The sequence below is a fragment of the Methylomonas sp. MS20 genome (assembly GCF_050275925.1).
Lineage (GTDB): Bacteria > Pseudomonadota > Gammaproteobacteria > Methylococcales > Methylomonadaceae > Methylomonas > Methylomonas koyamae_A.
Genome location: NZ_CP189962.1, coordinates 2,673,300 through 2,685,785, shown reverse-complemented (window position 1 = coordinate 2,685,785; position 12,486 = coordinate 2,673,300). Strand labels below are relative to the sequence as shown.

Sequence of the window (12,486 nt, the reverse complement as noted above, 5' to 3'; positions counted from 1 at the left end):
AATGGCAACGCCAACCCACCTCTTGAAAAACCGCCATCGGTTCCGACGCAAACCAAGCCATCGATTCCGATAAGATCGCGCCAATGTTTAGCGACCGTTCATCGAAGTGGTGAAATACCGGAATCGACCCAAAGCGGAAATTGATGCATTTAATCTTGAATGCCGGTTTGAAATTTAAAGCGGCCATTCAAATAATGAAAATTGTAGGGTGGATAAGCGGAGCGTCATCCACCATGAAATAGAAGAATTTTAAATAGGTGGATGGCGCTTTGCTTATCCACCCTACGGTCCTACAATATCAGGATCGGGTGTATCAGCGATAGGTTGGTTTTTTTGCTAAGAGGTTTGACAACCTGACAAAACAATATTCATTAACACTATGATTGAAATGAGTGCCTTGAATTGAGTCATGGGTATTTTCCGGGTGATGAGTAAAGAAAAGATCAATATTTAACAGGATTGCCATCATGTTTGACGGCTGTATCCTTATCATCAAAACCAGCTTCCGATTGTGAATTCAAACTACTTTTATCAATATGAAGAACGGGTCTTTTTTCTGCAGTTAAAACCAAACCTGGAGTATTAGGAGCCGGGAATGGCGTTCGCGAATAATTTAACCCTTGTTTTTCAGCTAATTGAAACCATTTTTCAGCTTCTAAAGGATTTTTAGTTACTCCAAGTCCTTCGTTATACATATAGCCTAGTGCATGTTGAGATGATGCATCCCCTTGCTCAGCAGCCAATTGATACCAATTGGCTGCTTCTTTGTAATCTTTTTTAATACCTTCTCCGTTGAAAAAAAGATTTCCAAGGTCATTTTGTGCCTCTTTAAACCCTTGAGTTGCCGCCAAACGAAACCATTTTTCGGCTTCTTCCTCTCTTTGAGCCTCTAATAATAAACGACCTATGTTGTATTGCGCCGCCTGGTGATTTTGGTTAGCTGCTGCTAGAAATAATTCTACGGCCTCTTTGTAATCTTGGCTGACTCCTTTGCCTTTTAAATACAAATAGCCAAGATTATACTGTGCGTCAGCATAACCTTGATCGACTGCTAAACGATACCATTTTATCGCTTCTTTAAAATCCTGATCAACACCTAATCCTTTGCTATACATAGTACCTAATTTACTCTGAGCTCGTTTTTCACCTTTTTCCGCTAATGGTCGCCATAATCGAAGTGCTGTATCAAAATCATTGCGGGATAACGCCTCAGCAGCTTTATCAAAATCATCAGCTACAGCTATGTTGATTGTAAGAAACATAAAAAGCATTGCAAATGCTATCTTACATAAATTATTGCACATTTAGTTTTCTCAAAGTTAATATAAGGCACTATAGCTCAATGTAATCGGTCAACTTCAATTCCCGCTAACGTTCCAAATAGGTAGAATCTGCGCGGACTATATCAGGAATATGTGACATTTGTATTTAGTGCAAGAAATTTTTAAGTGTTTTTTTAAATTTGCGGCAATAGTATTTTGGAAACGACGATTTATATTGCGCAACCCTGTTCTTGCGTTGGAATGACCGCTTTGGCGGAATTTCTTTAGATTTGCTGAGGGCAAATCAAATGTGACGACGGTCCGTTGATGGCCGATCTCCGGCGTTCAAAATACGGCTGACTGTATCGGAATCAGTGGGGGTGGCTGGCAAGGTTGGCCGGGCAAGCTTGCCCGGCTGGTATGAACGAGCGTTTCTCCGCAAGGTGGAATCGCCGAATGCGACTTTAACGCGGGTTCGCGCCGCTATGAATGATGGTGCCGACGTGTTCGCCGCGCAACGCGGCGGTCAGTCGGCCCGGCACCAGGCCATTCACGATCTGAATGTGTTCCAGGTGCCGCGCGGTCGCCATCACTTCGAGCAGGGCCGGATCGAAGGGCAGAGGGCCTGCCTGCTGGGCCAATTCGGCGGCGCTGGTTTCGCGAATCCACTGCGCTTGCTCGCCGTCGGCTTTGGGGTCGGCAGTGTAGACGCCATCCACATCCTCGACAATGGTCAGGCCGGCCGCGCCAAGCGCGTCGGCCAGTAAAAAGGCGCCGGTATCGGCCCTATGATACGGCAACCGCGAGGTTGGAAACTCGTGGTGGTGGTAGGGCGGAAAGGCACTGCCGACCACCGCTCGGGCGGCGGCGAGGTGGATGGCCAGCTGACTGGCGATGGTCGGGTGTTCGACGTAGGATACGCCGTCCGGCGCCAATAACGAAGCCAGAATGTGGCCGTTTTGTCCCGCTTCGCTGGCGGCGAGCGGCGCGAGCGAACCCACCGGCAGACCGAGATCCAGTCCAACACCGTATAAATGGCGGGCGCGGATTCCGGCTCCGGTAAGGATCAGCAGGCGGTGCTCGGGCAGGATTTTACGCAATTCGTCGACAATGGGCAGAATGGCGTCGGCGCCGCGATCCATGATGGAACGGCCGCCGATCTTGACGACTTGCAGCCAAGGCAGTAATCGGATAGGGCGCCTGCCGGCGACCGGACGGGTAAGATCGCCGTCCAGCAAGGTCTGGCGGGCCAGCGGCGAAGCTACGTGTTTGATGGTATTGGTATGTTCAGCCATTGTTGTATTCTCAGCTCGCGGTAATGATGGTGCCGACGTGCTCGCCGGCGAGCGCGCGGGATAGGTTGCCGGGGACCAGTCCGTTGACCACCTGGATTTCGCGAATGTGGCGCGCGGTTTTCAAAAGATCGAGCACCGGGAATTCGAGGATGGAGTCGTGCAAGCCCTTGGCCTTCATTTCGTCCACCGAAATCTTCGGGATGAACGTGGCGTCCTTGGAGGTCTTCGGATTCGCGGTGTAGAGACCGTTTTCGTCCTTGACGTAAATCATGGCTTTGCAACCGAATTGCTCGGCGAGCAGGAAGCAGCCGGCGTCGGTACGGTAGGGCGGAATCACGCCTTCGGGGGCTGGGCGCATCCACAAGTTGTAGGGCGGCATGCCGCTGAACACGACGGCATTGACCTCGGCCAAGTACAGAGGCACCGCCGACAGGCCGGCGCCGTCAACCGCTGAAATACCGTATTTCGCCAGCAGTTGTCCCAGCATCACCGCATTTTGGTCGGCAACCGAGGCGCCGAGTTGCGAAAGTACGCCGGCCGGCAGGCCGACGCCGGCCGCGATCGAATACAGATGGCGGGCTCGGGTACCCGCGCCGGTGCCGATCAGCATCTTGTGGTGTTTGCGGGCGGCGACGATTTCGTCCACCAATGGATAAACGGCGGCGCGGCCGCGATCGATCACGCTTTGGCCACCGATTTTGATGACGGTGGCATCCGGCAGGATGCGAAAATCCGGGGCGGCCTCGGCCGCCGCCAACAGTTGCGGATCGGAGAGAGATCGCTGCATCAGCAGCTCTTCTAGCTCGGCTGTGGAATGAGTCATGTGGTTGTCCTATTCGGTTGGATGGCACCGGTTTTGGGGTGTTGTCGCGAGTTACCGTTATTATTCGGGAAACGAGAATATCGCCATGTTTGAGTATGGCTAAGCCTACGGCGAGTGCAAGCCTCGAAACTGCTTGGGTTCGCAGCATATCGCAAAGCAAACGCCGAAACAACGGCGTCGGGCGATTGGATGTTCAATTGTTGGCCCGGTGGCGTTTGTATCCGGCGAGACCATGTCCGCCGAGTTTATGAAACGGAAAATTGGCGTTACCCAATCGCGGTTTTCGAGCACAATCGTACGGCCGGTCAAGCAGCGAGGGTAGGCCGGGATGAAGATCGGTGCAGATTACCATTGCGATAGGCGCACGTTAAAACGATGGCCCTTGATCTTGCCTTTGCGTAAGCAGGCCAATGCCAGGTCGGCACGGTCGCGTTTGATCGCGACGTAAGCCTGCTTATCGAACACGTCGATTTTGCCGACTTCGCCGCCGGCTATGCCGCCGGCGCCGGTTAGGGCGCCCAGAATGTCGCCGGGCCGCATCTTGTCCTTGCGGCCGCCGTCTATCCACAAAGTCACCATCGGCGGCTCGTAGCGTTCCTCGCGGTCGAGTCGGAACGGCGCGACTTCGTCCCACTGCGCGCCGACATTCATGTAGTCTTCGATGGCTTTGACCCGGTTCAACTCGGCATCGCCGACCAGGCTTAACGCCAGCCCCTTGGCGCCGGCCCGGCCGGTGCGACCGATGCGATGCACGTAGACTTCCGGATCGAACGGCAGCTCGTAATTAATCACCGCTTGCATGTCTTTAATATCCAAGCCCCTGGCCGCCACGTCTGTGGCGACCAAGATCGAGCAACTTTTGTTGGCGAAGCGCACCAATACCTGATCTCTATCCTTTTGCTCCAGGTCGCCGTGTAGGGCTTGTACCGAAAAACCGCAGTGAGCCAAGGTGTCGGCTACGTCCTGGCACTCGCGTTTGGTGTTGCAAAACACCACCGTCGATTCGGGGCGATGATAGGCCAGCATATAACCCAAGGCATTTAGCCGCTTGTTCTTGTCGATCCGGTGAAAACGCTGTTCGATGTCGTTGTCGCGGTGGCTGGCTTCGACACTGACGGACACCGGTCTGAACTGAAAGCGTTGGCTCAAGGCTCGCACGGCCTCTGAATACGTTGCCGAAAACAACAGGGTTTGGCGGTGGCTAGGCGCGTGGGAAATCACATCGGTGATGATATCGGCGAAACCCATGTCCAGCATGCGGTCGGCTTCGTCCAGCACCAACACTTTCAGGTGCTCCAGCCGTAAGCTGTGTTTTTGCAGATGCTCCCATAAGCGGCCCGGCGTGCCGACCACCACGTGCGCGCCGTGTTCCAGCGAGGCACGTTGTGTCGTAAACGGCGCTCCGCCACACAATACGAGTACCTTGATGTTTTGGGTAAGGCGGGCCAGCTGGCGGATTTCCTTACAAACTTGATCGGCTAGCTCGCGCGTAGGGCAAATCACCATTGCCTGGACTTTAAAACTGTTCGAATCCAGTCGCGATAACAAGCCAATGCCGAACGCGGCGGTCTTGCCGCTACCTGTTTTTGCCTGGGCGATGACGTCCTTGTTTTCAAGTATATGCGGTAGAGTTTCGGCCTGGATGGCTGTCATGCGGGTATAACCCAGGGATTCGATGTTTTCCAGCAGAGCCGGCTTTAACGACAGGGAACAAAATTCAGGTGTATTCACAATGGGTCGATTATTGGGGCAGAGCGGCGCGTTTATCGCGATGGTCGCTCATGATAACTGTCCGCCCGATTAGGCGTTAGTTTTTTGGGTGGGGGCTCTGAGCGTGGATGCGAAGCCTTTCAAGAAACCGGTATCGATATTGATGTCTTTACGGTGATTTGCCCTTGGGATTGGTCGCAAATCACCGATTCTGCCTAGTATCCGGAATAATCGTCAGCTGTCACGATAAACCAGCCAAACTTCCATGCAGTCCGGCCAGCGCAGCCAGAGGAACGCCCGCACGGGAAAGCGCCTCGAACATGTCCGCTACGCCAATTACCAGATAGCCGGATCTACAACACAGCAGGGCTTCACGCGTTCCGCTTTTCAACAAGGCTCGAACCTCGATAAGGCAGAAGCGCGCCGTGACGTGTAGCTACATTGGGAGACTGTCCGGACGCGAAGCACCGGAGCCGTAAGGCAGTCGGATCACCGCTGATGGTTTTTAACCAAAAATGAGAAATCCCCCGGCTTAGCCGGGGAGACAGCAGGAGTTTGACATTTAGAGGAGTCCATCAGGAAACTCGAGAGCGTGAGCCGCCAAGCAAACGCAAGAGGAGAACCTACCTGATGGACGAGAACGAAAGCTTAAGCCACTCGAAATGGGAGTGCAAATATCACGTTGTGTTTATTCCCAAGTGCCGTCGCCGAACGCTGTATAGGGCGTTGCGCAAGCATTTGGGCGAGGTGTTTCGAAGGTTAGCGAGCCAGAAAGAAAGCCGAATATTGGAAGGGCATTTGATGCCGGATCATGTGCATATGTTGATATCGATCCCACCGAAATATGCGGTGTTGCAGGTGATTGGCTACATCAAAGGGAAGAGTGCGATTCACTTGGCCCGTGTTTATGGTGAAAAGAAGCGGAACTTTGTAGGTCAGCATTTCCGGGCGCGGGGGTATTTTGTTTCGACAGTGGGTCGGGATGAAACGATGATACGGGAGTATATCCGTCATCAAGAACAGGAAGACCAACGCATCGAACAAATGAACCTTTGCCAATGAGTCGCCGCCTATTGGCGGCTAAAGTTAAAGGGCCGCGTCAGCGACCCTATTTACCGCTTTGAGCGGTTCACAACATAAAGCCCCCCGCTTTGCCGGGGGATATTTACCTTTTGCGAAAACCTGGCATGAGTGAGCGCCTGACGAGGCCGTGTTGTTCTTTAACGAGGTGCAGAACGTGTACGAAACACCGTAAGCGATCTTTGAAGGACGCACTAGAACTGAAACGGACAATGACTTAACCGTTGGCGTACGATTAGTCCGTTAGGGCGTCGAGATTCCAAGGCAACAGCGCTTCGAACTCTTCGACAGTTTTTGCGGTGGGAAGCTTTCGGAACAGATCGACCAGATAGGTGTAAGGGTCGACGCTATTGGCCTTGCAGGTTTCGATCAACGAGTAAAGATTAGCGCTGGCACGGGCGCCGGCCACCGTATCGCAAAACAACCAATGCGGCGGCCCACCACGAAGGGGCGTATGGCGTTTTCGCAGAGGTTGTTGTCGATGGGCCAAGCGCCGTTGTCGACGAAGCGGATCAGTTTGGACCACTGCGATGACAAGTAATGCAAAGCCTTGCCCAGCAAACTACCGGGGATTACCGCATGCAGATGTTGTAGCAGCAGGGCTTCGATTTTGACCAAAACCGGTCGGCTTTGCTCCTGGCGCCGCTGCCCACGCTGTTCGACGCTCAGGTCTTCCGTCTGAGTTTCAATCGCGTACAGTTCACCCATCGCCGCGATAAACTGCGTCGCCAGTTGCTCCGGGCCGCGCGCGGCTTTAGGAATGGCGGCTTCGGCCTCGACAAAATAACGCCGCGCATGCGCCCAACAGCCGAGGTGAATCGCACCCCGGCTGGCTGCAATGGCGTTATACACCTCATAGCCGTCGCTCATCAGTACCGCGCCGGGTTTGATGCCTTCATACAACGGCTGCGCATGCGTTCCGCCGCGCCCCGGCGTGTAGCTGAACAGCCGAATCGGCGGTCCGGAGCCGGTCATTTGTGCCCACAGATAGCTTTTGCTTTGCGCGGCTCGGCCGGATTCTTTGAGCACTTGAACCACGGTTTCATCGCCCAGGATCAGATCGGCATCGAGCAGATGGTCGCGCAGCAAGTTGATGATGGGTTGCACTGCGTCGCCAACCCGCACCATGCTAGCCGCCAGCGTGTTGCGCGACAGATCGCCGCCGAAACGGCTCAACAGCGCGGCTTGCCGATACAGCGGCAGGCTATCCTGGTATTTGGCGGTGACGACCCAGGCTAATGCCGTTTCGGTGAGTAAGCCTTTGGGGATGATGCGAACCGGTGCCGGCGTCACGCGAATGCTTTCATCGCAGCACGGGCAGGCATATTTGACGCGGTGATGTTGAATGACTCGCACCTGTTGCGGCACGATGTCGAGCTGCTCGCTGATTTCAGCGCCGATTTCCACCAGACGAGTACCGTCATGCGCACAGATGCGTTCGGCTTCCGCTAATTCATGGCGCACGATCTCACGCGGCAGATGCGGATCGAGCGGTTTGCGACCGCGTTTCTTACGGCGGTGACCGGCCACCTCGACCGCTTCGGGCGTGGCTTCCTCGGCGATTGGAGCACCGTTCGGCGCCAACACTTCGGCTTCGTTCAGGAACAGGTCGCGCTGGGCCGGATTGGCCCGCGCCTCGGATTTTGCGGCATACAGCCTATGCAGAAAGGCATCCACACGTTCTTTCAATAAATCCCGCTCGACCGTCACCAACCGCAGTTGACTCGCCAGCCGTTGCTGCTCGGCCAGCAAGGCTTGGTAGTCTTCGGTGGACAGCGTGATGGTGGGCGTCATGCCGTTATTTTACCGGCTTTACATCCGCGTTTCAGCCCACTTGGGTATAGGTTCGTGCCGGATGCGGCCGCATCGCGGCCAAGTCAATACCGGCTAACAACCAGTGGAGTTGCTCGACCGTCAACATCACAACTGCTGCCTCTTTCGGCCAGTGAAAACGGTCGGCTTCCAGCCGCTTGAGCATCAACCAAAAACCGGTGCGGTCCCACAACAGCAGTTTGATCCGATCCCGCCGGCGGTTGCTGAACACGTAGATGGCCGGCTCGAACGGATTCAAGCCTAATGCCTGCTCAACCAGCAGCGCTAAACCATTGATGGCCTTGCGGCCGTCGACCGGCTCGCGGTGCAGGTAGACCTTCAATCCTGCGTCGAAACGAAACATGGCAGCTCGGCCAACGCCTTCAAAATCACCGGCAGGTCGCTCAGTGCGACAGGCTGTAACGCGAGTTTAACGCCGTTGGGCAACTCCGCACTGAGCGCTGACTCAGCCGGTTTCTCTGCGCTCAGCGACTGAACGGGCACAAAAGCCGGCAACGTTAATGGACTGTTCGGATTCGGATGTCCTGTTTCTCGGTAATGCCCCATCCACTTGCGCAGCAGATTGGCATTGATACCGTATTGCAGAGCGATCTTGGCAACCGATGTGCCCGAATGCAAGCAAACTTTCACTAGCTCCCGCTTGGCTTCCGGATCATAAAGGCAACGGCCGTCTCGCCCGTGCCCCACGATTAATGGCCGCGATAATCGCGTGTTATGCTCCTTCATAGGTGTCCACCTGATTATAAGTGGACACTATCTTCGTTCCTTTCGAGCTGTTTATACAGATGCTGTTAAAGGACCGCTTACGAAACACCGGAAGCGATGGTCAGGCGTCGGATGGCCATTTTCCGATCAGCCAGGTCATCGTGACGGTGACGACCTGGCCAAGTTTGACTACACAACCCCAAGCTTGCGAACGTGCCCGAGTCCGCGCCGGCGTTTGCCGACCTTGCCAGGCCGGTCACGTTCCCGCGCTTATCCGGTTGCGTCGTCGATCGCCGCCAGCCCGAGGGCTGTCGTTGCTACACGCAACAAGCCACGCCGTACTTCGTCAGCCCGGACCAGTGCCGTGCGTTCGTGAAGTACGGCCGTTTCGATCCTTACCGCGACGCGCCGGCCAGCGTTGCGCATGCTGGGAGCGGCCGCGAAACCCGAGCCGAACCAGCGGCCTCGCGGCCGCCCGCCTCCTAAGACCGAGACTTCGCATAATGTATATTCTTGTAAGTTTTTATCTAATTTAACCCGCCAAAAATCGCCACCAGTCCACGCCAACGATATAGCCAGTACTACCCCAGCGGCTACATTTAAACGCCGCGCTAGCGCGCTCCAGGCGCTTTTAATCTTTTCGTTCTGTTCGCTCTGTATTTCCCGGATCAGCAATATTTCCGCAAGTTCTCTTTTGGTAATTTCGGCGACTTTAATCGCTATTTCGTCGTTGAAACCGCCACCTTTTTTAATCCCGTTTATTGATTGGCGTGTTATCCCGAGAAAATTCGCTAATTCGTTGTCAGATTTCAGCTTCTTAGCTTCTTTTACTTCTTCTAGCAGTTCGTAGCAGTTCACATTTACCTCCTGCTTGTAAGTTTGTCGCTTGACATCCTAGTTTTGCCTATGTAAGTTTCGCAACTGTCAAACGTCAGTTAACTGACTGACATCACATAGAGGCGAAGCTATGAACATCCACCATATCCGTACCCACAACACCGCTTTTTTCCGTCGAAGCATCCCCAAGCTGGTTTGCAAGCTTCGACGTTTACCCTACTCGGCCCTTCGCGGTCGCCCTGTTGCCGTATCGATAGAGCAGGGCGGCATCCGCCGCGTTTGTTGTCATGTTTGCCTTGAACAAGGCTTTACCAGGCTTGCCTACTCCGGCGAACTGGTCCCTTGCGTTACTTGCGGTGGTCGCGGTGCTCTGCTGATGACCGAGCTCGAATTCAACGAACTGCCGTTCTAGTCATGCGCGTGTTCGACAAATTCCATGAACGGTCGCTAATCACCGCCGACCGTTCGCATTTAGAGCCGCCCGCCAGTTTGCAGCCGTCCGCTTGGACGCGCCGCGCGCTTCCCGAAAAGATTTTGCCGCAGCATGTTTATCCGCCACATATCGTCGAATCGCTGACCGTTCCTAATACCGTTACTTGTTACGATTTATCGATTGATTGGCACCGTGAAACATTATTGGCCGAGATTCTTTGGCGGATCGAGAAGGGCGTTTACCAACCGAACCCCCGCGAAGAAATGTTGCTAAAACAGGCAAACTCTAACAGGGCGCTCAGTGGCTTCCCGGTGCCCGTTCTTGTAACACGGGCACTTAGTCCCACGGGTGGGAATTTCACGTCTTTTCAGCATAGCAACGGCGTTAGTGGGGCACTTAGTGCCACCGGTGGCACACCATGCTAATCGACTGGATAACCGCTTACCTTCCGCTGGATAAAATCCCCGTGGAACATTGGCAAGACCTCCGCCAATTGACCGACCGCGTTTTAAGGTATTGCCCCAAAACCGGGGAAGCCCGCTGGGAGTCGTCAGCATGGGACTCGATCCGGTCCGATTCCCATCAAATTGCGTTCCGCGTGGGTTCCGACGCTGTTTGGCTCCAAGGTAGTCCCGCCCGCGTTTGCGGCTCCGGTGATGCGGTGTTTGGCGAAGGCCCTGCCGCCGCGCTTGATCTGGTGGGCTGCTTGCATCGGATGCGCTCGTTTGTGTCCGCCCAGATCGGTATCGAACTCTCGACCGATGCCGATCATTGGACTGTTACCCGAATTGACGTTACCGGTAACTTATTACTAGACGACCTGGCCGCCGTCCGCGTGGCGCTTCGAACCCTGCGCGAATGCGAAGGCGGCCGCTACCGCGTCAGTCAACAAGCCGGTGATACCGTCTACTGGTCTCATAAATCCCGTCTTCGCGCCGGCAAGGCCTATGCCAAAGGCCCTCATATCGATTACCAGACCAAAAAACTCGATTATTCAGGCCGGCACTATTCGCCGACCGAAAAAGAATTAACCAATCGTTTGCTTCGGCTTGAATTGCGCTTAGGTGCGCAATGGTTACGCGAACGCACTGGACAACCTTGGACTGCGCTAAAACCTCAAGACCTCACAAAAGAATGGCGCGAATACTTTAACCGCATGATAGGGGCAGCGGACATGATTAACGATGATGACTTAAAAACTAGAATAATTTCCAGTGCCGATTCCGAAGGAAAAGGCAAAGCCGCTTATATGTGTTTTTTGTTTATTAAACAAAATGGTTGGCAATCGGCTAAAGAAAATTATCCGAGAACAACTTTTTACCGTCATATGGAAGTTTTACGAAAAGCCGGCCTAGGCGATGCCGACATTTCAACGGGAAACGTCGTCCCACTCCGCCGAAAAGTGATTGAATGCCAGATGATTTCATCTTGGACTGAATTAAGGCAGTACGCCTAAATAGTGGTAATTCGCGACCACTTTTAAAATACAGCGAATCAAAATAGGAAATTAAAAATGACTGTCATGATATTTAGCAAAGTGGCTAACCGTTCCGGTAAAGCCAAAGCATCCGGTAATCCTTACTCGATCAATATGGCCGAAGTGTTGACGCCGTTTCAGCCTTCCACGTCGGCTTCATCTGTTTTAACTGGTGCCGGTATGGATGCGGTTGAAGTTGAAGTGGCCGACAATGTCTACGACCTTTTGTTTAATACCTTTACTGCCAGCTTTAAGGGTTTACCCGTTCCGATCGATGTCGAAACGGGTTTAACTCGACAATCAAAGCTGATTGTTCTCGGCGTTAAACAAAAAACCCAATAGGTAGCTTGCCGCCCGGTAGGGGTCCCCTTTAGGGGATGCCGGGCGCAAGCGTTCACGCTTTTATGAACAATTTCGAATATAAACCCAAGCTTGAGTTTGAAATGGTAATTGAACGGGTCAGCTATACGCCTTTCATGGTTTATCCTAAAAAACCGTCTTTAATTCAACGCTTGGTTAATTTCTTCTCACAAGGGAAGGCGGACGAATGACCGAATTACAGGCGGCTTATTTATTTGATCTGATTATTGTCGTGTCGGAAGCGGGTTGTATTATTTCTGGCTTTATCGCTGGCGTGTTGTTGGCGAAAGGCTTGGATATATGACCTCGACTGATATAGCTGAATTATCGGGTTATTTAATCGGGCTGTTTGGAATCGGTTTTTCGTCCGGTTACTTGCTAATGGCATTTCATGCCTTAGTTAAACTCATCACAAGATAGGAAACTATTATGAAAACACGTAATAAAATTGCTTTTGGTTCCGCTCTGATCGGTGCCGCTGGTTCCGCTGCCGCCGCTTTGCCGACCGCCGCGTCCGGCGCCTTTACGACGTTGCAAGAAGACGTTTTGGATTTGATCGATTTGGCATGGCCGCCCGCGATTGCGATTACTGTCGCATTTATCGTGTTGCGTCTGTTCAAAAAGTCAGCCAACGCTGCCGTTTAATTTCTTGGCCGGGGCTAATTACCCCG

13 protein-coding genes and 1 pseudogene are annotated in these 12,486 nt (G+C 53.5%); 6 read left to right on the top strand and 8 right to left on the bottom strand.

The window, feature by feature from the left end:
* Nucleotides 1–443: 443 nt before the first annotated feature.
* From ACQE3D_RS11840 to dbpA, 4 genes are all read right to left on the bottom strand, one after another.
* Entirely contained in the window at nt 444–1,304 is an 861-nt protein-coding gene (locus ACQE3D_RS11840; RefSeq protein WP_083385773.1) for a tetratricopeptide repeat protein, read from the bottom strand.
* A gap of 422 nt (nt 1,305–1,726) precedes the next feature.
* Nucleotides 1,727–2,557, bottom strand: coding sequence for a molybdenum storage protein subunit alpha (locus ACQE3D_RS11835; RefSeq protein ID WP_071156804.1), 831 nt, complete (start codon nt 2,555–2,557; stop codon nt 1,727–1,729).
* A gap of 10 nt (nt 2,558–2,567) precedes the next feature.
* The gene (locus ACQE3D_RS11830; RefSeq protein WP_071156806.1) at nt 2,568–3,380 is read right to left on the bottom strand and encodes a uridine kinase; all 813 of its coding nucleotides are present in this window, start codon (nt 3,378–3,380) and stop codon (nt 2,568–2,570) included.
* A 345-nt stretch (nt 3,381–3,725) separates the two neighbouring features.
* On the bottom strand, nt 3,726–5,111 hold the full coding sequence (gene dbpA / locus ACQE3D_RS11825) for an ATP-dependent RNA helicase DbpA (protein WP_313727824.1): 1,386 nt from the start codon (nt 5,109–5,111) through the stop codon (nt 3,726–3,728).
* Between the two features lie 609 nt (nt 5,112–5,720).
* Here dbpA and tnpA point away from each other — a divergent pair.
* Nucleotides 5,721–6,152: an IS200/IS605 family transposase gene (gene tnpA, locus ACQE3D_RS11820; RefSeq protein WP_313727825.1), complete on the top strand. Its 432-nt coding sequence runs from the start codon at nt 5,721–5,723 to the stop codon at nt 6,150–6,152.
* A 253-nt stretch (nt 6,153–6,405) separates the two neighbouring features.
* Here tnpA and tnpC read toward each other — a convergent pair.
* The 4 genes and pseudogenes from tnpC to ACQE3D_RS11800 form a co-directional block, all read right to left on the bottom strand.
* Nucleotides 6,406–7,964, bottom strand: a pseudogene (gene tnpC, locus ACQE3D_RS11815) (IS66 family transposase).
* Nucleotides 7,965–7,995: 31 nt separating this feature from the next.
* Nucleotides 7,996–8,346, bottom strand: a complete 351-nt coding sequence (gene tnpB, locus ACQE3D_RS11810; protein WP_313727828.1) for an IS66 family insertion sequence element accessory protein TnpB — start codon at nt 8,344–8,346, stop codon at nt 7,996–7,998.
* Nucleotides 8,322–8,729 (bottom strand): transposase, encoded by a 408-nt coding sequence (locus ACQE3D_RS11805; RefSeq protein ID WP_231883784.1) that lies wholly within the window; start codon nt 8,727–8,729, stop codon nt 8,322–8,324. The genes tnpB and ACQE3D_RS11805 overlap by 25 nt, the downstream gene beginning before the upstream one ends.
* A gap of 249 nt (nt 8,730–8,978) precedes the next feature.
* Nucleotides 8,979–9,566: a hypothetical protein gene (locus ACQE3D_RS11800; protein ID WP_313727829.1), complete on the bottom strand. Its 588-nt coding sequence runs from the start codon at nt 9,564–9,566 to the stop codon at nt 8,979–8,981.
* Nucleotides 9,567–9,675: 109 nt separating this feature from the next.
* Between ACQE3D_RS11800 and ACQE3D_RS11795 the strand changes: the two genes are divergently transcribed.
* The 5 genes from ACQE3D_RS11795 to ACQE3D_RS11775 all read left to right on the top strand — a co-directional run bounded on the left by ACQE3D_RS11795 (nt 9,676) and on the right by ACQE3D_RS11775 (nt 12,460).
* On the top strand, nt 9,676–9,957 hold the full coding sequence (locus tag ACQE3D_RS11795; RefSeq protein ID WP_313727830.1) for a hypothetical protein: 282 nt from the start codon (nt 9,676–9,678) through the stop codon (nt 9,955–9,957).
* A 2-nt stretch (nt 9,958–9,959) separates the two neighbouring features.
* Complete coding sequence (locus ACQE3D_RS11790; RefSeq protein ID WP_313727831.1) at nt 9,960–10,403, top strand: hypothetical protein; 444 nt, start codon at nt 9,960–9,962, stop codon at nt 10,401–10,403.
* Nucleotides 10,397–11,434 (top strand): phage/plasmid replication protein, II/X family, encoded by a 1,038-nt coding sequence (locus ACQE3D_RS11785; RefSeq protein WP_313727832.1) that lies wholly within the window; start codon nt 10,397–10,399, stop codon nt 11,432–11,434. Before ACQE3D_RS11790 ends, ACQE3D_RS11785 begins: the two co-directional genes overlap by 7 nt.
* A 57-nt stretch (nt 11,435–11,491) precedes the next feature.
* Entirely contained in the window at nt 11,492–11,797 is a 306-nt protein-coding gene (locus ACQE3D_RS11780) for a hypothetical protein (protein ID WP_313727833.1), read from the top strand.
* Between the two features lie 447 nt (nt 11,798–12,244).
* Nucleotides 12,245–12,460: a major coat protein gene (locus ACQE3D_RS11775; RefSeq protein WP_313727834.1), complete on the top strand. Its 216-nt coding sequence runs from the start codon at nt 12,245–12,247 to the stop codon at nt 12,458–12,460.
* The last annotated feature ends 26 nt before the right edge of the window (nt 12,461–12,486 follow it).